Source organism: Streptococcus oralis, assembly GCF_001578935.1.
Lineage (GTDB): Bacteria > Bacillota > Bacilli > Lactobacillales > Streptococcaceae > Streptococcus > Streptococcus oralis_R.
This window is the reverse complement of the sequence record NZ_KQ969521.1, coordinates 713,970-734,585: the sequence shown is the minus strand read 5'-3', so window position 1 is coordinate 734,585 and position 20,616 is coordinate 713,970. Positions and strand designations below refer to the sequence as shown.

The following is a 20,616-nucleotide window of genomic DNA, read 5'->3' as shown; positions in this document are numbered from 1 at the left end:
CTGAGTTTTTTATCTCCTCTTTCTATCTAGAAAAATAAGGCAAAGAGAATTACGGAAAGCGTATGAAATGGTTTACTTTTTTTCAGAAATAAGCTATACTAGTTTACGTGAAACTATGATAAGATGGAGGTATTGTGTATGGTTGACAAGCAAGTCATTGAAGAAATCAAAAACAATGCCAACATTGTGGAAGTCATAGGTGATGTGATTTCTTTACAGAAGGCTGGACGGAACTATTTAGGGCTCTGTCCTTTTCATGGTGAAAAGACCCCCTCTTTCAACGTTGTGGAAGACAAGCAGTTTTATCACTGTTTTGGATGTGGGCGTTCAGGAGATGTCTTTAAGTTCATCGAAGAATACCAAGGTGTGTCCTTCATGGAAGCCGTTCAGCTCTTAGGAGAGCGCGTCGGTATTCAACTGGCTACGCCGGTACAGTCTCGTCCTCAACAAACTTCACCTCATCAAGCTCTATACGATATGCATGAAGAAGCTGCCCGTTTTTACCATGCCATCCTCATGACGACAAAGATGGGAGAAGAAGCAAGGGCTTATCTCTACAAACGCGGATTGACAGATGATGTTCTGAAGCACTTCCAGATTGGACTAGCTCCAGCAGAGAGAACTTATCTCTATCAACGTTTGGCTGACAAGTTTGAGGAAAAGGATTTATTGGATTCGGGCTTGTTCTACCTGTCAGATGGCAATCAATTTTATGATACTTTTTTTGGACGGATCATCTTTCCTTTGACCAATGACAAGGGGCAGGTTATTGCATTTTCAGGTCGTATCTGGCAAGAAACGGACAGTCAGACTGCCAAATATAAAAATAGTCGCTCGACTGCAATTTTTAACAAGAGTTACGAATTGTATCATTTGGACAAGGCAAAAAAGGGAACAGGTAAGATTACAGAGCTCTATCTGATGGAAGGCTTCATGGATGTGATCGCAGCCTACCGTGCTGGTATAGAAAATGCTGTAGCTTCCATGGGAACAGCCTTAAGCAAGGAGCATGTTGATCACCTCAAACGCTTTACCAAAAAAATTGTTCTCAGCTATGATGGCGACAAGGCAGGGCAGGCAGCAACAGCCAAGGCTCTAGAGGAGTTAAAAGACTTTTCAGTGGAGGTTGTTCGGGTACCTGATGCCATGGACCCAGATGAGTATTTGCAAAAGAATTCTGCTGAAGACCTGGCTTACCTTTTAACCAAGACTCGGATTAGTCCTATAGAGTTCTATATTCACCAACTCAAGCCAGAAAATAGTGACAACTTGCAGGCGCAAATCGAGTTCATTGAAAAGATTGCGCCCCTAATCGCCAAAGAAAAGTCTATCACTGCCCAGAATTCTTATATCCACATTCTAGCAGATAATCTACCTTCTTTTGATTACCAGCAGGTGGAGCAGATTGTAAATGAAAGTCGGATTGTCCAAAGGCAGGAAAGAGTTAAAGAGGAGCAACCTCCAGCAGCGATTAGTTTACCTGTGACGCGGCAACTGACAGCAGTCATGAGAGCAGAGGCTCATCTCCTCTATAGGATGGCTGAGAATCCAGCTGTTTTGAATGATTATCGATTAAGAGAAGATTTTTTCTTTGATACCCCAGAATTTCAGATTCTTTACGAATTATTAAGTGAGCAGGGAGAAATCGGCTCAGAGGAGCTTTCTCATCAGACGCCTGAGGTTGAAAATGCTTGGTACCACGTGCTTAGTCTGGATTTGCCAGCTGAGATGTCGCCTCAGGAGCTAGCGGAAGTCGAAGCGACTCGAAACCGTGCCCTCCTCAACAAGGACAACTTAAGAATTAAAAAGAAAGTGCAGGAAGCTAGTCATGTAGGAGATACAGACACAGCCTTGGAAGAATTGCAACGATTGATTTCCCAAAAGAGAAGAATGGAGTAATAATGGCAACAAAACAAAAAGAAGTAACGACATTTGATGTGCAAGTAGCAGACTTTATCCGTAACCACAAAAAAACAGGAACAGCAACAGACGACGAAATCAATTCAAGTCTGGTTATTCCTTTTACCTTGGATGCTGATGGGATTGAAGACCTTTTGCAACGGATTCAGGATGCTGGAATTTCTATCACAGATAATGAAGGAAATCCAAGCGCGCGTGTGCTTAGTGCAGAAGAAGAACCAGAACTCAGTGATGAGGACTTGATTGGCTCAACTTCGGCTAAGGTCAATGACCCAGTCCGTATGTATTTGAAGGAAATCGGGGTCGTTCCTCTCTTGACCAACGAAGAGGAAAAAGAATTGGCCCTAGCAGTTGAGGCTGGTGATATTGAAGCCAAACAACGTCTTGCAGAAGCCAACCTTCGTTTGGTGGTTTCTATCGCTAAGCGCTACGTAGGGCGTGGCATGCAGTTTCTTGACTTGATCCAAGAAGGAAACATGGGCTTGATGAAGGCCGTTGACAAGTTTGACTATTCAAAAGGATTTAAGTTTTCAACTTACGCAACTTGGTGGATTCGTCAGGCAATCACTCGTGCCATCGCTGACCAAGCCCGCACTATTCGTATCCCTGTTCACATGGTAGAAACCATTAATAAATTAGTTCGTGAACAGCGGAACCTCCTTCAGGAATTGGGTCAAGATCCAACTCCTGAACAAATCGCTGAGCGTATGGATATGACACCTGACAAGGTCCGTGAAATCCTAAAAATCGCTCAAGAACCAGTATCACTTGAAACACCGATTGGTGAAGAGGACGATAGCCATCTTGGGGACTTTATCGAAGACGAAGTGATTGAAAATCCAGTAGACTACACAACTCGTATCGTTTTGCGCGAGCAGTTGGACGAAGTCTTGGATACTCTAACAGATCGTGAAGAAAACGTCTTGCGCTTGCGTTTCGGGTTAGATGATGGTAAAATGCGTACCCTTGAAGATGTTGGGAAAGTCTTTAACGTGACTCGTGAGCGTATCCGTCAGATCGAAGCCAAGGCTTTGAGAAAATTGCGCCAACCAAGTCGTAGCAAACCCCTTCGTGATTTTATTGAAGACTAAGAGTGAGGAATAACATGGCTTATACAGAAGAGCAAATTGAAACGATCAAAACACGCATTTTAAATGCTTTGGAAGAAGTCATCGACCCTGAGTTGGGGATTGATATTGTCAACCTAGGTTTGATTTATGAAATTCGATTTGATGGGGAGACAGGTCACACTGAGATTGATATGACCTTGACAACTATGGGCTGCCCACTGGCTGACCTTTTGACAGACCAGATACACGATGCGATGACAGATGTGCCTGAGGTAACTAATACCGAAGTTAAATTGGTCTGGTATCCAGCTTGGACGGTTGAGAAAATGAGCCGATACGCGCGTATCGCCCTAGGAATTAAATAAAGTGTAAGAAAAATGCGAGAGACGATTGGAAAATAAGGTAAATTTATCCTTTTTCCTTTGGTCTCTTCTTTCTTTTGCTGATTTTCTGGAAATAAAATGGTATAATGAATGGTATGGAAAACGAAAAATTGCGTATTAATATGCTAAGTTCAAGTGAAAAAGTAGCTGGTCAAGGAGTGTCAGGAGCTTATCGAGAATTGGTTAGTCTCCTTCACCGTGATGCCAAAGACCAGTTGATTGTTACGGAGAATCTTCCTGTAGAGGCAGATGTAACTCATTTTCACACCATTGATTTCCCTTATTATTTATCTACTTTCCAAAAGAAACGTTCTGGGAGAAAAATTGGCTATGTGCATTTTTTGCCTGATACGCTTGAGGGGAGTTTGAAGATTCCATTTTTCCTAAAAGGAATTGTCAAACGCTATGTTTTTTCCTTTTACAACCGAATGGAACACTTGGTGGTGGTCAATCCCATGTTTATCGAGGATTTAGTGGCTGCTGGTATTCCGCGTGAAAAAGTAACTTATATTCCAAATTTTGTAAACAAAGAAAAATGGCATCCATTACCAGCTGAACAAGTTGCACAACTCCGGAAGGAAATGGATCTCGCGGAAGATCAGTTTGTCGTAATCGGTGCGGGTCAGGTTCAGAAACGTAAAGGAATTGATGATTTTATCCGTCTTGCTGAGGAATTGCCAGAAATTACCTTTATTTGGGCAGGTGGTTTTTCATTTGGTGGGATGACAGATGGTTATGAACGCTATAAGAAGATTATGGACAATCCACCCAAAAATCTTATTTTTCCCGGAATTGTGTCACCGGAACGGATGCGGGAACTTTACGCTATGGCGGATCTATTCTTGCTACCAAGTTACAACGAATTATTCCCTATGACCATCCTAGAGGCCGCTAGTTGCGAGTCTCCGATTATGTTGAGGGATTTGGATTTGTATAAGGTTATTCTTGATGGGAATTATCGTGCTACAAGTGATGTTTCCGAGATGAGAGAAGCAATCCTAGAATACAAGAATGACCCTGAAGCTTTAAAAGGCTTGAAAGAAAAAGCTCGCGAAATCTCCAAAGAGTACTCTGAGGAGCATTTGTTGGAAATCTGGTTAAAATTTTATCGAGAACAGGCTGCTTTGGGCAAAAAGTGAGGTAATTTATGCGAATTGGTTTATTTACAGATACCTATTTCCCTCAAGTTTCTGGTGTGGCGACCAGTATTCGGACTTTAAAAACGGAACTTGAAAAGCAAGGACATGCTGTATTTATCTTTACAACAACGGATAAGGATGTGAACCGCTATGAAGATTGGCAAATTATTCGTATCCCAAGTATCCCTTTTTTCGCTTTTAAAGATCGTCGCTTTGCTTATCGTGGTTTTACTAAGGCGCTTGAAATTGCCAAGCAGTATCAACTCGATATCATTCATACCCAGACAGAATTTTCCCTTGGTTTGTTAGGAATTTGGATTGCTAGAGAATTGAAAATTCCAGTTATTCATACCTACCATACCCAGTATGAAGACTATGTGCATTACATTGCTAAGGGCATGCTAATTCGTCCGAGTATGGTAAAATATTTGGTTCGTGGCTTCCTTCATGATGTAGATGGTGTGATTTGCCCCAGTGAGATTGTTCGTGACCTTTTATCTAAATACAAAGTCAAGGTTGAAAAGCGTGTCATCCCAACTGGAATTGAGCTGGCTAAGTTTGAACGACCTGAGATAAAAGAGGAAAACTTACTAGAGCTTCGCTCGAAGTTAGGTATTCAGGAAGGCGAGAAAATGTTGCTGAGTCTTTCTCGTATCTCCTTTGAGAAGAATATCCAAGCAGTCTTAGCTGCCTTTGCGCAGGTTTTGAAAGAAGAAGACAAGGTGAAGTTGGTTGTTGCTGGAGACGGACCTTATCTGGATAGTCTGAAAGAACAAGCAGGGAAATTAAACATACAAAAACATGTGATTTTTACAGGTATGATTGCTCCAAGTGAGACAGCCTTGTACTATAAAGCAGCTGATTTCTTTATTTCAGCATCTACGAGTGAAACTCAGGGTTTAACCTATCTAGAAAGTCTAGCCAGTGGAACGCCTGTTATCGCTCATGGTAACCCCTATCTTGAAAATCTGATCAATGATAAAATGTTTGGTACCCTATATTATGGAGAACGAGAGCTTGCAGGAGCTATCCTTGAAGCCTTGATCGCTACTCCTGATATGTCTGAACAAAAGTTGGCGGATAAGTTGTACGAGATTTCGGCTGAAAATTTTGGGAAACGAGTTCATGAGTTTTACCTTGATGCCATTATCTCAAATAACTTTGAACATGAGTTACATGATGGACAACCTGTCACTCAACGCTTCTTAAAAACGATTCTCTATCTACCTCAACAGGCTGTTACAAGCCCAGTAAAAGAATCCAAGCGTATTTTAAGAGCGTCTCGAAAACAATTGTCTAGCATCAGAGATTATTGGAGAGACGAATTCAAATAATAGAATAAGAGGAAGAAATAATGAAAAAATTAATGAGAAGTGGCAAAGATCAAAAAATTGGTGGAGTATGCGCAGGAGTTGCTCATTATTTTGATATCGATCCAACAATTGTTCGTGTCATTTGGGCTGTTCTTGCATTTTGTTATGGGACAGGAGTCCTTGCTTATATCATTTTATGTTGATTGCACCAGTTTCAACAGACTATTAAATTAGAATTATATAGAAAAAGGAGAAGTTATGGCTTTTGGAGATAACGGAAAACGTAAAAAAACTTTGTTTGAAAAGGTGACACTTGTTGTCGTGCTCATCATGTTGTTTGTAACCCTTGCTGGTATCTTTGCAACTGCGCTTGGAGCTTTTAGTAGATTCTAAGCAAGCTACGAGGATAGAAACAATAACTAATGACTGGGTTCTCCCCAGCCTTTTTAAAGTGAGAAGAAAATATGAGTATGTTTTTAGATACAGCCAAGATTAAGGTCAAGGCTGGTAATGGTGGCGATGGCATGGTTGCCTTTCGCCGTGAAAAATATGTCCCTAATGGCGGTCCTTGGGGTGGTGATGGTGGACGTGGAGGAAACGTTGTTTTCGTGGTAGACGAAGGCTTACGTACCTTGATGGATTTCCGCTATAACCGTCATTTCAAGGCTGATTCCGGTGAAAAAGGAATGACCAAAGGAATGCACGGACGTGGTGCAGAAGATCTACGTGTTCGGGTACCACAGGGGACTACTGTACGTGATGCAGAAACTGGCAAAGTCATTACAGACTTGATTGAACATGGTCAGGAATTTATCGTGGCTCATGGCGGTCGAGGTGGTCGTGGAAATATCCGTTTTGCCACTCCAAAAAATCCTGCACCTGAAATCTCTGAGAATGGAGAACCAGGACAAGAACGTGAGTTACAACTGGAATTGAAGATTCTAGCGGATGTTGGTCTAGTCGGTTTCCCATCTGTCGGAAAGTCAACTTTGCTCAGTGTCATCACTTCAGCTAAACCTAAAATCGGTGCTTACCACTTTACGACGATTGTCCCTAATTTGGGTATGGTTCGTACGCAGTCAGGTGATTCTTTTGCAGTAGCTGACCTTCCAGGTTTGATTGAAGGAGCTAGTCAAGGTGTTGGTCTTGGAACCCAGTTTCTTCGTCATATCGAACGTACACGAGTTATCCTCCATGTCATCGATATGTCAGCTAGCGAAGGACGTGATCCTTATGAGGACTACCTTGCTATCAATAAGGAATTAGAATCCTATAACCTTCGTCTCATGGAACGTCCTCAGATCATCGTTGCCAACAAGATGGATATGCCTGAAAGTCAGGAAAATCTTAAAGCCTTCAAGGAAAAGTTGGCAGCAAACTACGACGAGTTTGAGGAACTTCCAGCCATCTTCCCTATTTCTGGATTAACCAAGCAAGGTTTGGCTACACTTTTGGATGCGACAGCTGAATTGTTAGACAAGACTCCAGAATTTCCGATTTATGATGAATCCGATATGGAAGAAGAGGCATACTACGGCTTTGATGAGGAAGAAAAAGCCTTTGAGATTAGTCGTGATGATGATGCGACATGGGTACTTTCTGGTGAAAAACTCATGAAACTCTTTAACATGACCAACTTTGACCGTGACGAATCAGTTATGAAGTTTGCCCGTCAGCTACGTGGTATGGGAGTTGACGAAGCCCTTCGTGCGCGTGGAGCCAAAGATGGCGATTTGGTCCGCATCGGTAAATTTGAGTTTGAATTTGTAGACTAGGAGATTGATATGGGAGATAAACCGATATCATTCCGAGATGCAGATGGAAATTTTGTTTCTGCAGCAGATGTATGGAATGAAAAGAAACTAGAAGAATTGTTTAATCGTCTCAATCCTAAACGTGCTCTTCGATTGGCACGTACAAAGCAAGAAGAAACACAGTCAAAGAAATAAAAAATTCCCGTAATCTTTTGATCACGGGATTTATTTTATTCACTAAAGAAAAATGGTGGCGCATATTTTTTAAGACTTTCAAAACAAGCTTGCGCTTTTGTAGCATCTTCACAGATAATCATGCAGACATCGTCTCCACAAAGGGTGGCAACGACATCTGGAAAGTCTAAGGAATCAATTACAGATCCAAATGATTGGGCTAAACCGGGTAAAGTTTTCAAAATAACCTGGTGTTGCACAGGACGCAACATAACAAGAGCATCTTCCATATAATTTTCAAGACGTTTTTCCCACTTGGAGATAGATCCTGTATTTAGCACATAATAAGAATTATCCTCTTCGCGCACTTTTGAAAGGTTCATGGTTTTGATATCGCGTGATAAGGTAGCCTGAGTAACTTGGATATCGTTTTCGGCTAACAAGGCTTGTAATTCCGCTTGAGTGTGGATTTTGTTTTTTGAAACGAGGGCGCGGATAAGTTGGTGTCTGTGTTCTGATTTGTTCATATGTATTAATAACTCCTTTATGAGGGGATGGTGATAGCGGACTGTGCTAAATCAACAGTCAAGTGATAGTCTGTATTGTCTCGAATTGTAATCTCAAAGTCTGTTGTGTAGAGAACCAAACGGAGAGTATCTCCTTCTTTAAGTTTGTAGATAGTTGGTTGAAGCTCTAGCTTGAAGTCCATCCATTCATTTGGTTGGATTTCTTCAATCGTCAAGAGGTTGGTTCGATTTTGAAGATTGAGGTAACCTTTGGTGATGACACGTTGGGCATTTGGGGTGAACGGCAGTTCACAGAGATTTTCTAGCATGTGGTAACGACCATTATCAATGGTTCTAGCACTTAAAACAGCTGGATAAGGCTGCAGATATTTCTTTTGTCCAAGTTCTAACAGTTGGGCTGACAATAAGCCCTTGTTCGTACTCGATTTGACACGAAGCTTCAGCTCCACTCGCCCATTTAAGTGGATGTCTTTAGTCACCGGAAGGTCAATGGTGATTTGATTAGCTTTTCCTTGGTAAAGTTCTGTGTTGAAGGTCTGGTAAGTCTTTCCATAACGATCAAAATCTTTTTGATCATACTGGTTTTGAATCACTTTTTCTTCAGTTCCAAGTGAGAAAGTATGCAGTTTATCCTGCTTGCCAAAGTCGTCAAGACTCTGCCATGTTTGAGGTTTGGTATTGTCCTGCCAGATGACAGTCGGAAGTTGATAGCCTGAGTCAAGTTCTAACAATTTCTTACTTAACAAGGCATTCATGGACTCTCGGAAGTCAATCGACTGCCAGTTGTTCATATAGATATGGGCACCATGATGGAAAAAGAGGTGCTTATTGATATGGCTAGGAAGGGCATGAAGCATCTGGTAAACATGAAGAGGTTTGACGTTCCAATCCTGAGAACCATGTGTAAAGACGATTTCAGCTTGAACCTTGTGAGCATTGAGCAGATAGTTGCGGTCATGCCAAAACTGATTGTAGTCACCAGTTTTGCGATCTAATTGTTCTTTTACCTTCTCTAAGTTTGCCTGATGAACTCCATTACCACGAATATAATCACCAGCCAGGAGGTTACGGGAGTAGGTCAATTCAGCAAGTGAGTCAAAATCCTCACCTGGATAGCCCCCTGGGCTAGTCACTAGACCATTTTCTCGATAGTAGTTGTACCAAGAGGAAATACCTGCTTCTGCAATGATGACTTCTAAGCCATCAACACCAGTGGTGGCGAGACCATTGGACATGGTACCTAGATAGGAAATACCTGTTGTTGCGACTTTGCCGTTTGACCAGTCAGCCTTGACTTGGCGCTTGCGCGTGTGGTCCGTGAAAGCACGGCAACGGCCATTAAGCCAATCAATGACATTTTTATATGCCTCAATCTGCTGGTAGTCCCCATTGGTCATGAGCCCTTGGGAATCCTTGGTACCAACACCCGATACATAGAGATTAGCAAATCCACGTGGGAGGAAGTAGTCATTTAGAGTATATGAGCTATTGATATGGGATAGCTTTTCTTCAGCTTCTGAGACGATTTCTGCTGGACCATGAGGTTCGACTAAATTCAGCTTAGGTTTCTCAAGTTCAATGATGTGGGGCGGTTTGACCTCAAGCTCTCCTTCCATTTTGTAGAGAGCCTTGTCACTGGCTTTATCGTTGGTCCCTTGGTGATAAGGGCTGGCAGTCATAAGAACAGGTACTTGACCATCGTAAGATGGGCGAATAATGCTGACTTTGACTAAATCAGGAAGTCCGTCTTTATCAGTATCCACACAGCTCTCGACATACACGACTTCACGAATGACATTGTGAGTAGAGAAGGTTGCCAAGCTCTTACCGTTAAAGTAGTGGTAGTGATTATCTTCTGGAATGAGTCCATCACTAACAAGCTGGTCGATGAGCGTGTTTCCTTTTTTCGTTCGCGTATTGAGCAACTGATAAAGATTTTCAATGAGATCCCCATAAACAATAGGAAAACCGGTTTCTTTACGGAACTGTTCGGCATCCTCAAAGTCAACAAGATAGCTAAATCCTAAAAGTTGAAAAACTACTGTGTAGAAAATCTCCGCAGTTAACTCACGGTCTGACTGGAAAAAGGTTACTAAATCGGTTTCTTTATCCGCAGCCAAAGTCGACAAGGCATAATCCGTGTTAGAATAAGTGAAAAAACTCCAACGAATGAAGTCTTCAAACTGCTTTTTTAAGGACAGTTGAGGTGACAGCTTTAAACCAAGACCTTCTAATTCCTCAAATCGTTGAGAACTAGTGGTTGGTTGATAGCTGAATTGATTAAAACGCATGTTTCTCTCCTTTGAAAACAAACTAAATTTATTATATCAAAAAATAGGGAAAAATGGAATAAATAAACTTAAATGAAATAAATTTCTTAAACCAGCATATCTATTTGGTAAGTTATTATAAAACGCTGAATAAATACCATAGAAGTAAGCCTTTTTCTAGAGATTTTTATATGTAAAACTGCATATAACTCCTATCTTTATTATACTTCGTTTGGTATAAATATATCTAAATTCACATTTAAAAATATTATATAATATTAACTTTTTGTTTCTTTTCTCTGAGAAATGAAGAATTTAACAGTAAGGAGAGAAGAAGTTTGTAACTGATGATGTTGAAAAGAAAGCATCCGAGTTGCTTCAATATCCAACTTAAAATGGTATAATAGTAGTAAAACGAAAGCAAGGAGGAGAAGAAATGATTGCGCAGCTCGACACCAAGACTGTTTATAGTTTTATGGAAAGTGTGGTCTCGATTGAAAAATACGTTCAAACGGCTAAAGAGTATGGCTATTCTCACCTTGCTATTATGGATGTGGATAATCTCTATGGAGTCTATCACTTTTTAGAAGTGACCCGTAAGCATGGCATTCAACCTTTAGTTGGACTAGAAATGAACTTGATTATAGACGAGAAGGAGATTTCTTTCCGTTTTCTAGCCTTATCCACTAAAGGTTATCAAGAGTTGATGAAGTTATCCACTTTAAAAATGACTGGACGAAAAAACTGGTCTGACTTTACCCCCCACCTCGAGGATGTTGCTATTATTGTTCCCTATTTTAATGGGGTCGAACAGCTGAATTTAGGGCATGATTATTTTATCGGTGTCAGTCCAGATACTCCTCAAGAAGTCTTTACCAGACCCATTCTTCCCCTCTATCAAGTCAATTCGTTTGAAAAAGAAGATCTACAGGTTTTACAAATCTTGTCAGCGGTCAAGGACAATGTCAGCCTGAGAGAAGTGGATGTACATTCACAACAGGGGATTTTTTTACCTGCCTCAGACTTGGAAGCACGTTTTATGAATCGCTTCTCTCAGGCGCTTGCCAATCTTCAAGGTCTGATAGAGAATGTTGACTACCAGATCGACCCGAGTTTAAAACTCCCTCGCTTTAATCCTGAAAGACCAGCAGTAGAAGAACTTCGAGAGAGGGCTGAGCAAGGGTTGAGTGACAAGGGACTAACCTCAGCTATCTATCGTGAGCGGCTGAATGAAGAGTTGGCTGTGATTCATGATATGGGCTTTGATGACTATTTTCTTGTAGTTTGGGATTTGCTTCGTTTTGGACGTTCCCAAGGCTACTATATGGGTATGGGGCGTGGTTCTGCTGTGGGTAGCTTGGTTGCCTACTCACTTGACATAACAGGGATTGATCCGGTTGAAAAGAACTTGATTTTCGAGCGCTTTTTAAATCGTGAGCGTTACACCATGCCTGATATTGATATTGACATTCCTGACCTTTATAGGCCGGAGTTCATTCGTTATGTTCGTGATCGGTACGGTAGTCAACACGTGGCACAGATTGTCACTTATTCGACCTTTGGGGCAAAACAAGCAATTCGTGATGTTTTCAAACGCTATGGCGTTCCAGAGTACGAATTAACCAATATTACGAAAAAAATCAGTTTCCGAGATACGCTAACGACAGCCTATGAAAAGAATTTACAGTTTAGGCAGGTCATCAATAGTAAGATTGAATATCAAAAAGCTTTTGAGATTGCTCGAAAGATTGAAGGGTATCCTCGTCAGACCTCTATCCATGCCGCTGGGGTCGTTATGAGTGACCAAGACTTGACGGACTACATTCCTCTAAAATATGGTGAGGATATGCTGATCACTCAGTATGATGCTCATGGTGTTGAAGCCAATGGACTTCTAAAAATGGATTTCCTAGGTCTGCGTAACCTGACTTTTGTCCAAAAAATGCAGGAATTACTTGCTGAGTCAGAGGGTATTCATCTGAAAATCGAAGAGATTGATCTGGAAGACAAAGAAACCTTGGCCCTCTTTGCTGCTGGAAATACCAAGGGGATTTTCCAATTTGAACAACCTGGCGCCATTCGACTCTTGAAACGAGTTCAGCCGCAAGTCTTTGAAGAGGTAGTAGCCACAACCTCGCTCAACAGACCAGGAGCTAGTGATTATATTGATAACTTTGTCGCTCGGAAGCACGGCAAAGAAAAGGTGACAGTGTTAGACCCTGTCTTGGAGCACATCCTTTCATCAACTTATGGTATCATGCTCTATCAAGAGCAGGTCATGCAGGTAGCTCAACGCTTTGGAGGTTTCAGTCTTGGTAAAGCCGATATTCTCAGACGAGCCATGGGTAAGAAAAATGCTAAAGAGATGCATTTGATGAGGGAAGATTTTATCACAGGAGCTATGAAATTGGGGCATACAGAAGAAAAGGCCAACCAAGTTTTTGCAGTGATGGAAAAGTTTGCGGGCTATGGATTTAACAGATCCCACGCCTATGCCTACTCAGCACTGGCTTTCCAGCTAGCTTATTTCAAGACGCATTATCCTGCTATTTTCTTTCAAGTCATGTTGAATTATTCAAGCAGTGATTACATTGTAGATGCATTGCAGATGGGCTTTGAAGTAGCTCCCTTAGCAATCAATAGCATTCCCTATCATGATAAGATTGCCCAGAAGAAAATCTATCTTGGTCTAAAAGCCATTAAGGGTATGCCAAGAGATTTTTCTTACTGGATTATCGAAAATCGTCCCTTCTCAAGTATTGAAGATTTCGTCACACGTCTCCCCAAGAATTACAAGAAACTATCGCTTTTGACTCCTTTGGTTGAACTAGGGCTCTTTGATGAATTTGATAAGAACCGCCAGAAAATCCTAGTAAACCTACCAAACTTATTTGTCTTTGTTGAGGAGTTAGGAGGTCTCTTTGCGGATACAAACTATAGTTGGACTGAGGCTGATGATTTCACTGAGGCAGAGAAATTTTACAAAGAGCAGGAACTGATTGGGGTAGGTATCAGTGCCCATCCTCTCCAAACTCTTGCCAAACAAGCCCTATATCCGACCACACCAATCACTAATCTAACCGAGGGAGCTCAAGCCACTCTCCTAGTTGAAGTTCAAAAGATTAAAGTGATTCGAACCAAGAAAGGCGAGAGTATGGCCTTTCTACAGGTTCATGATAGTAAGTCTCGGATGGATGTAACTGTATTTTCAGACCAATATAGAAAATTTGCTTCCATTTTATCCGAAGGGAAATTTTACTACATCAATGGCAAAGTTCAATCTCGAGATGGTCGTCTGCAAATGATTGCACAAGATTTGAAAGAAGCAGTGGCGGAACGATTCTGGATTCAAGTTAAAAATCATGAATACGATAAAGAGATTTCAAATATCCTAGAACAATACAAAGGCCCAATCTCTGTCATTATCAGGTATGAAGAGGAAGGAAAAACGATTGTTTCTACACAACATTTTGTAAGAAAAGATTCTGCTCTACAGGAAAAATTAGAGGGAATTGCTATGAAAACGATTTATCGTTAAAAATACGGAAAATAGAAGAATTTTCGATTTAAATGTGGTATAATCAGTAAGAATGTTAAAAGAAAAAGGAGCATAAACCAAATGAAACGTATTGCTGTTTTAACTAGTGGCGGTGACGCCCCTGGTATGAACGCTGCCATTCGTGCAGTTGTTCGTCAAGCAATCTCAGAAGGAATGGAAGTGTTTGGTATCTACGATGGATATGCTGGCATGGTTGCTGGTGAAATCCATCCCCTAGATGCAGCTTCAGTAGGGGACATCATTTCGCGTGGTGGTACTTTCCTTCACTCAGCTCGCTATCCAGAGTTTGCCCAACTTGAAGGTCAACTTAAAGGGATTGAGCAATTGAAAAAACACGGTATCGAAGGAGTCGTAGTTATCGGTGGAGACGGTTCTTATCACGGAGCTATGCGCTTGACCGAGCATGGCTTCCCAGCTATCGGACTTCCAGGAACTATTGATAACGATATCGTAGGCACTGATTTCACAATTGGATTTGATACTGCAGTTACGACTGCAATGGATGCTATCGATAAGATTCGTGATACATCATCAAGTCACCGTCGTACTTTTGTTATTGAAGTAATGGGACGTAACGCTGGAGACATTGCTCTTTGGGCTGGTATTGCAACAGGTGCCGATGAAATTATCATTCCTGAAGAAGGTTTCAAAATGGAAGACATCGTAGCTAGCATCAAAGCTGGATATGAGCACGGTAAAAAACACAATATCATTGTCCTCGCTGAAGGTGTCATGTCAGCAGCTGAATTTGGAGAACAATTAAAAGCTTCTGGAGATTTGAGTGATCTTCGTGTAACTGAGCTTGGGCATATTCAACGGGGTGGCTCACCAACTGCTCGTGACCGTGTCTTGGCTTCACGTATGGGAGCGCATGCTGTTAAATTGCTTAAACAAGGTATTGGTGGCGTTGCTGTTGGTATCCGCAATGAAAAAATGGTTGAAAATCCAATCCTTGGAACAGCAGAAGAAGGTGCTTTGTTTAGCTTGACAGCTGAAGGTAAGATTATTGTTAATAATCCTCACAAAGCGGATCTTGAACTTGCTGAACTCAATAAGAGCTTGTCCTAAGCTTTGTTAAATTAGTCACAATTAAGACCGAGTGGTCAGAAATAAAAAGGAGTCTCATAAATCATGAAAAAACGTGTTAAAATCGTTGCAACATTAGGTCCTGCGGTAGAAATCCGTGGTGGTAAAAAATTCGGTGACGATGGTTACTGGGGTGAAAAATTAGATGTAGAAGCATCTGCTAAAAACATTGCAAAATTGATTGAAGCTGGAGCAAACACTTTCCGTTTCAACTTCTCACACGGTGACCACCAAGAACAAGGTGACCGTATGGCAACGGTTAAACGTGCAGAAGAAATCGCTGGTCAAAAAGTTGGTTTCCTTCTTGATACAAAAGGACCTGAAATCCGTACAGAATTGTTTGAAGGAGATGCAAAAGAGTACTCATACAAAACTGGTGAGAAAATCCGTGTTGCAACTAAACAAGGAATCAAATCAACTCGTGATGTGATTGCATTGAACGTTGCAGGTGGTCTTGATATTTACAACGACGTTGAGGTTGGTCGTCAAGTATTGGTTGACGATGGTAAATTGGGTCTTCGCGTTGTTGCTAAAGACGATGCAACTCGTGAATTTGAAGTAGAAGTTGAAAATGATGGTGTAATCGCTAAGCAAAAAGGTGTAAACATCCCTAACACTAAGATTCCTTTCCCAGCACTTGCTGAACGCGATAACGACGATATTCGTTTTGGTCTTGAGCAAGGAATCAACTTCATCGCGATTTCATTCGTTCGTACTGCAAAAGACGTTAACGAAGTTCGTGCAATCTGTGAAGAAACTGGTAACGGTCATGTTCAATTGTTCGCAAAAATTGAAAACCAACAAGGGATTGACAACTTGGATGAAATCATCGAAGCTGCTGATGGTATCATGATTGCTCGTGGTGACATGGGTATCGAAGTACCATTCGAAATGGTTCCAGTTTACCAAAAAATGATTATCACTAAAGTGAACGCAGCAGGTAAAGTTGTTATCACAGCAACGAATATGCTTGAAACAATGACTGAAAAACCACGTGCAACTCGTTCAGAAGTATCAGACGTATTTAACGCTGTTATCGACGGAACTGACGCAACTATGCTTTCAGGTGAGTCTGCAAACGGTAAATACCCACTTGAGTCAGTAACAACAATGGCTACAATCGACAAGAACGCTCAAACTCTTCTTAACGAATACGGACGTTTGAACTCAGATTCATTCGAACGTAACTCTAAGACAGAAGTTATGGCTTCAGCTGTTAAAGATGCTACAAACTCAATGGACATCAAATTGGTTGTAACACTTACTAAGACTGGTCATACAGCACGTTTAATCTCTAAATACCGTCCAAATGCTGACATCTTGGCATTGACATTCGACGAATTAACTGAACGTGGATTGATGTTGAACTGGGGTGTTATCCCAATGTTGACAGAAGCTCCATCATCAACTGATGATATGTTTGAAATTGCTGAACGTAAAGCAGTTGAAGCAGGTCTTGTTCAATCTGGTGATGATATCGTTATCGTTGCAGGTGTACCTGTTGGCGAAGCAGTTCGTACAAACACAATGCGTATCCGTACTGTACGTTAATAAAATCTAAAAAGCCTATCCTATCAGCTTATCGGCTTGTTGGATAGGCCTTTTTTGTATAAAGGAGCAAAGTTCTTTTAATCAGCAAGAATAAATTTTCTGAGAGAACCATTGTTCAGGGATTTTTATGATACTTATTAATACTCATTTATAATCAAAAAGCATATAAATTTTTAACAGATATATATATATATATATTATAGTTTTTAGGAATATCTCATTACTTTCCTGTAGAAAGCAATGTCTATGAGAAACGGTAAATTCACAAGGATATACTTGGGCTATGATATTATTCAATCAGGATTCTAATAAAAGTGCACTTTGATTTTAATCTAGTATAATCGGATTTTGAATTAGATTTAAAGTTGGGAATAGGTTACTTTTGACCTCTTTTCTCTTCTAGGATACACAGTAAGTCAGTCGTGTTTGGTCATTTTTAGTTGTTCATGATGAATTCGGTGAGGGATAGTTAAAATTTCCGCAGTAACTCTCCTAGTATTGGGCAATTAGTCCAACAGTTTTAGGCCTATTATCAAATGAAATCATGCGCTCTAGGGGAGATTAGGTTGTTAATCTTTAGATAGGCTGGGTGCTTAACTTCATTATAGAACTATCATTTCCCGAGGGAAATGATAGGACCTAAATTACTGAGAATTACCAAAAAAGAGAAGGCATTTAATTTAATCAAGAAGAATGGGAAAAAATGGGAAATTATGGTATAATGGAATGAAAAGACCTTTTTAGTAAATTTTGAAAGAGTAAAACATGAGAAAAATTGTCATCAATGGTGGACGTCCATTGCAAGGTGAGATCACCATTAGTGGTGCTAAAAATAGTGTTGTAGCGCTTATTCCAGCTATTATCTTATCAGATGATATTGTCACTTTAGATTGTGTTCCAGATATTTCAGACGTTGCTAGTCTTGTCGAAATCATGGAAATTATGGGGGCGACCGTTAAGCGTTATGATGATGTCTTGGAGATTGATCCTAGAGGTGTTCAAAACATTCCAATGCCTTATGGCAAGATTAATAGCTTGCGTGCTTCTTATTATTTCTACGGAAGTCTTTTAGGTCGCTTTGGTGAAGCTACAGTTGGACTTCCTGGTGGATGTGATTTGGGGCCTCGTCCAATTGACCTTCACTTAAAAGCCTTTGAAGCCATGGGTGCCAAGGTCAGCTATGAGGGAGATAATATGAATTTATCTGCCCAAGGTAAGGGGCTTCATGGCGCAAGTATATACATGGATACCGTCAGCGTTGGAGCAACGATTAACACCATGATTGCTGCGGTTAAAGCTAAGGGACGTACTGTCATTGAAAATGCGGCCCGTGAACCGGAAATTATCGATGTTGCTACCCTTTTGAACAACATGGGGGCCCATATTCGTGGTGCAGGGACCGATATCATCATTATTGATGGTGTCGAGAAACTTCATGGAACACGTCACCAAGTCATTCCAGACCGTATCGAAGCTGGAACCTATATTTCACTTGCTGCAGCGGTAGGAAAAGGCATTCGTATTAACAACGTTCTCTATGAACACTTAGAAAGCTTTATCGCCAAACTAGAGGAAATGGGCGTTCGTATGACGGTCTCAGAAGACAGTATCTTCGTTGAAGAACAGTCTGATTTGAAGGCTATTAATATCAAAACAGCTCCCTATCCAGGGTTCGCAACCGATTTGCAACAGCCTATAACTCCGTTATTGCTGACTGCTCAAGGTCGTGGAACTATTATTGATACGATTTATGAGAAACGTGTCAATCATGTCTTTGAGTTAGAAAAAATGGATGCCGATATTACGACTACAAATGATCACATTATCTACAACGGTGGTCGTAACTTACACGGGGCTAGTGTAAAGGCTACAGATTTGCGAGCTGGTGCTGCACTTGTCATCGCTGGCTTGATGGCTCAAGGCCAGACTGAAATTACGAATATTGAGTTTATCCTTCGTGGGTACTCAGATATTATTGAAAAATTGCGTAGTCTTGGAGCGGATATTACACTCGTTGAAGACTAAGCCGTTGAGGTGATTATGAATATTTGGACCAAATTAGCAATGTTTTCTTTTTTGAAACGGAGCGCTTGTATTTGCGTCCTTTCTTTTTTAGTGACAGTCAAGCGTTTTTCGAGATTGCTTCAAACCCTGAGAATTTGCAGTTTATTTTTCCCAGCCAAGCAAGTTTGGAAGAAAGTCAGTACGCACTTGCTAACTATTTTATGAAGAATCCTCTAGGTGTTTGGGCAATTTGTCTCCAAGGAAATCAGGAAATGATTGGCTCCATTAAATTTGAAAAGATTGATGAAATCAAAAAAGAAGCAGAAATTGGTTATTTCTTAAAAAGGATTCTTGGTCACAAGGTTATATGACAGAAGTAGTTACCAAGCTTTGTCAGCTTTCCTTTGAAGAATTTGGTTTAAAACAATTATCCATCATCACTCATCTGGAGAATCAAGCTAGTCAAAAAGTAGCCTTAAAATCGGGCTTTAGCATCGTCCGACAGTTTAAGGGAAGTGATCGCTATACACGAAAAATGAGGGACTATCTTGAATTTCGATATATAAAAGGAGAATTCAATGAGTAAACACCAGGAAATCTTGTCCTATTTGGAATCGTTGCCAATTGGGAAAAGAGTTAGTGTTCGCAGTATTTCCAATCACCTAGGTGTTAGTGACGGAACAGCCTACCGAGCTATCAAAGAAGCTGAAAATCGTGGCATCGTTGAAACTCGACCGCGTAGTGGAACCATACGAGTTAAGCCAAAGAAAGTGGCTATTGAACGGCTAACCTATGCTGAAATTGCTGAAGTTACTTCCTCTGAAGTTTTAGCCGGCCAGGAAGGGCTAGAGAGAGAGTTTAGCAAATTCTCCATTGGGGCTATGACAGAGCAAAATATCCTGTCCTATCTCCATGATGGCGGTCTTTTGATCGTAGGAGACCGCACTCGCATTCAACTTTTGGCGCTGGAAAATGAAAATGCAGTCCTCGTTACGGGTGGTTTTCATGTCCAGGACGATGTTCTTGAGTTGGCTAATAAAAAAGGGATTCCAGTTCTAAGAAGTAAACATGATACTTTTACAGTAGCGACCATGATTAACAAAGCCCTCTCAAATGTTCAAATCAAAACCGATATTCTGACAGTCGAAAAGCTCTATCGTCCCAGTCATGAGTATGGTTTTTTGAGAGAAACGGATACAGTCAAAGACTATTTAGACTTGGTCCGTAAGAATAGAAGTAGTCGTTTCCCAGTCATTAACCAACACCAAGTGGTTGTTGGGGTTGTTACTATGCGTGACGCAGGAGATAAATCCCCCAGCACGACGATTGACAAGGTGATGACACGTAGTATCTTTGTAACAGGCTTAGCGACCAATATTGCCAATGTCAGTCAACGAATGATTGCAGAAGACTTTGAGATGGTTCCTGTTGTCAGAAGTAATCAAACCTTACTCGGTGTCGTAACACGACGAGATGTCATGGAAAAGATGAGCCGTTCCCAAGTTTCTGCTTTGCCGACTTTCTCAGAGCAAATCGGGCAAAAACTCTCTTATAATCATGATGAAGTCGTCATTACTGTTGAGCCCTTCATGCTGGAGAAAAATGGGGTCCTTGCTAATGGTGTCTTGGCTGAAATTCTCAACCATATGACCCAAGACCTCGTTGTGAATAGCGGACGTAATCTCATCATTGAGCAGATGTTGATTTATTTCTTGCAGGCTGTGCAGATAGATGATACTCTGCGGATTCAGGCTCGGATTATTCACCATACGAGACGCTCAGCTATTATTGATTATGATATTTATCATGGGCATCAGATTGTTTCAAAAGCAAATGTTACGGTTAAAATTAATTAGAATCTAGGAG

The 20,616-nt window shown here is 41.0% G+C and carries 15 protein-coding genes and 2 pseudogenes; 15 read left to right on the top strand and 2 right to left on the bottom strand.

Annotated features, from left to right (window positions below; all coding sequences use genetic code 11):
• Positions 1-138 precede the first annotated feature (138 nt).
• From dnaG to SORDD15_RS03620, 9 genes and pseudogenes are all read left to right on the top strand, one after another.
• Positions 139-1,899 (top strand): DNA primase, encoded by a 1,761-nt coding sequence (gene dnaG / locus SORDD15_RS03660; protein ID WP_061414458.1) that lies wholly within the window; start codon positions 139-141, stop codon positions 1,897-1,899.
• 2 nt (positions 1,900-1,901) lie between these two features.
• Positions 1,902-3,011, top strand: coding sequence for an RNA polymerase sigma factor RpoD (rpoD, locus tag SORDD15_RS03655; protein ID WP_000201892.1), 1,110 nt, complete (start codon positions 1,902-1,904; stop codon positions 3,009-3,011).
• Positions 3,012-3,025: 14 nt separating this feature from the next.
• Entirely contained in the window at positions 3,026-3,355 is a 330-nt protein-coding gene (locus tag SORDD15_RS03650) for a metal-sulfur cluster assembly factor (protein WP_000331930.1), read from the top strand.
• A gap of 113 nt (positions 3,356-3,468) precedes the next feature.
• Positions 3,469-4,512 carry a glycosyltransferase family 4 protein gene (locus SORDD15_RS03645; protein WP_061415656.1) on the top strand — a complete coding sequence of 348 codons (1,044 nt, stop codon included), beginning with the start codon at positions 3,469-3,471 and terminating at the stop codon, positions 4,510-4,512.
• 8 nt (positions 4,513-4,520) lie between these two features.
• Complete coding sequence (locus tag SORDD15_RS03640) at positions 4,521-5,846, top strand: glycosyltransferase family 4 protein (RefSeq protein WP_061414456.1); 1,326 nt, start codon at positions 4,521-4,523, stop codon at positions 5,844-5,846.
• Positions 5,847-5,878: 32 nt separating this feature from the next.
• A pseudogene (locus tag SORDD15_RS03635) lies at positions 5,879-6,054 on the top strand (PspC domain-containing protein).
• Positions 6,055-6,083: 29 nt separating this feature from the next.
• Positions 6,084-6,218, top strand: a complete 135-nt coding sequence (locus SORDD15_RS03630) for a DUF4044 domain-containing protein (RefSeq protein WP_000863851.1) — start codon at positions 6,084-6,086, stop codon at positions 6,216-6,218.
• Positions 6,219-6,289: 71 nt separating this feature from the next.
• A complete protein-coding gene (obgE, locus tag SORDD15_RS03625; RefSeq protein ID WP_061414453.1) occupies positions 6,290-7,600 on the top strand; it encodes a GTPase ObgE in 1,311 nt (436 codons plus the stop codon).
• Positions 7,601-7,609: 9 nt separating this feature from the next.
• A complete protein-coding gene (locus SORDD15_RS03620; RefSeq protein WP_061414450.1) occupies positions 7,610-7,774 on the top strand; it encodes a hypothetical protein in 165 nt (54 codons plus the stop codon).
• A gap of 35 nt (positions 7,775-7,809) precedes the next feature.
• Here the strand turns inward: SORDD15_RS03620 and SORDD15_RS03615 are convergent, their stop codons facing one another.
• A complete protein-coding gene (locus tag SORDD15_RS03615; protein WP_061414448.1) occupies positions 7,810-8,280 on the bottom strand; it encodes an arginine repressor in 471 nt (156 codons plus the stop codon).
• Between the two features lie 17 nt (positions 8,281-8,297).
• A complete protein-coding gene (locus SORDD15_RS03610) occupies positions 8,298-10,571 on the bottom strand; it encodes a Xaa-Pro dipeptidyl-peptidase (RefSeq protein WP_061414445.1) in 2,274 nt (757 codons plus the stop codon).
• A 415-nt stretch (positions 10,572-10,986) separates the two neighbouring features.
• On the opposite strand from SORDD15_RS03610, the gene SORDD15_RS03605 reads away from it, so the two are divergent.
• The 6 genes and pseudogenes from SORDD15_RS03605 (at position 10,987) to spxR (ending at position 20,606) form a co-directional block, all read left to right on the top strand.
• Positions 10,987-14,088 carry a DNA polymerase III subunit alpha gene (locus SORDD15_RS03605; RefSeq protein ID WP_061414441.1) on the top strand — a complete coding sequence of 1,034 codons (3,102 nt, stop codon included), beginning with the start codon at positions 10,987-10,989 and terminating at the stop codon, positions 14,086-14,088.
• 81 nt (positions 14,089-14,169) lie between these two features.
• Positions 14,170-15,177: a 6-phosphofructokinase gene (pfkA, locus tag SORDD15_RS03600; RefSeq protein ID WP_061414438.1), complete on the top strand. Its 1,008-nt coding sequence runs from the start codon at positions 14,170-14,172 to the stop codon at positions 15,175-15,177.
• 63 nt (positions 15,178-15,240) lie between these two features.
• Positions 15,241-16,746, top strand: coding sequence for a pyruvate kinase (pyk, locus tag SORDD15_RS03595; RefSeq protein ID WP_061414435.1), 1,506 nt, complete (start codon positions 15,241-15,243; stop codon positions 16,744-16,746).
• Between the two features lie 765 nt (positions 16,747-17,511).
• Positions 17,512-18,771 (top strand): UDP-N-acetylglucosamine 1-carboxyvinyltransferase, encoded by a 1,260-nt coding sequence (locus SORDD15_RS03590; RefSeq protein WP_061414432.1) that lies wholly within the window; start codon positions 17,512-17,514, stop codon positions 18,769-18,771.
• Between the two features lie 15 nt (positions 18,772-18,786).
• A pseudogene (locus SORDD15_RS03585) lies at positions 18,787-19,336 on the top strand (GNAT family N-acetyltransferase).
• Entirely contained in the window at positions 19,329-20,606 is a 1,278-nt protein-coding gene (gene spxR, locus SORDD15_RS03580; protein WP_061414429.1) for a CBS-HotDog domain-containing transcription factor SpxR, read from the top strand. The pseudogene SORDD15_RS03585 and the gene spxR overlap by 8 nt, the downstream one beginning before the upstream one ends.
• Positions 20,607-20,616: the final 10 nt, after the last annotated feature.

Coding starts and splice junctions, on each gene's coding strand:
- dnaG (WP_061414458.1), top strand. CDS start 139: ATGGTTGACAAGCAAGTCATTGAAGAAATCAAAAACAATGCCAACATT.
- rpoD (WP_000201892.1), top strand. CDS start 1,902: ATGGCAACAAAACAAAAAGAAGTAACGACATTTGATGTGCAAGTAGCA.
- SORDD15_RS03650 (WP_000331930.1), top strand. CDS start 3,026: ATGGCTTATACAGAAGAGCAAATTGAAACGATCAAAACACGCATTTTA.
- SORDD15_RS03645 (WP_061415656.1), top strand. CDS start 3,469: ATGGAAAACGAAAAATTGCGTATTAATATGCTAAGTTCAAGTGAAAAA.
- SORDD15_RS03640 (WP_061414456.1), top strand. CDS start 4,521: ATGCGAATTGGTTTATTTACAGATACCTATTTCCCTCAAGTTTCTGGT.
- SORDD15_RS03630 (WP_000863851.1), top strand. CDS start 6,084: ATGGCTTTTGGAGATAACGGAAAACGTAAAAAAACTTTGTTTGAAAAG.
- obgE (WP_061414453.1), top strand. CDS start 6,290: ATGAGTATGTTTTTAGATACAGCCAAGATTAAGGTCAAGGCTGGTAAT.
- SORDD15_RS03620 (WP_061414450.1), top strand. CDS start 7,610: ATGGGAGATAAACCGATATCATTCCGAGATGCAGATGGAAATTTTGTT.
- SORDD15_RS03615 (WP_061414448.1), bottom strand. CDS start 8,280: ATGAACAAATCAGAACACAGACACCAACTTATCCGCGCCCTCGTTTCA.
- SORDD15_RS03610 (WP_061414445.1), bottom strand. CDS start 10,571: ATGCGTTTTAATCAATTCAGCTATCAACCAACCACTAGTTCTCAACGA.
- SORDD15_RS03605 (WP_061414441.1), top strand. CDS start 10,987: ATGATTGCGCAGCTCGACACCAAGACTGTTTATAGTTTTATGGAAAGT.
- pfkA (WP_061414438.1), top strand. CDS start 14,170: ATGAAACGTATTGCTGTTTTAACTAGTGGCGGTGACGCCCCTGGTATG.
- pyk (WP_061414435.1), top strand. CDS start 15,241: ATGAAAAAACGTGTTAAAATCGTTGCAACATTAGGTCCTGCGGTAGAA.
- SORDD15_RS03590 (WP_061414432.1), top strand. CDS start 17,512: ATGAGAAAAATTGTCATCAATGGTGGACGTCCATTGCAAGGTGAGATC.
- spxR (WP_061414429.1), top strand. CDS start 19,329: ATGAGTAAACACCAGGAAATCTTGTCCTATTTGGAATCGTTGCCAATT.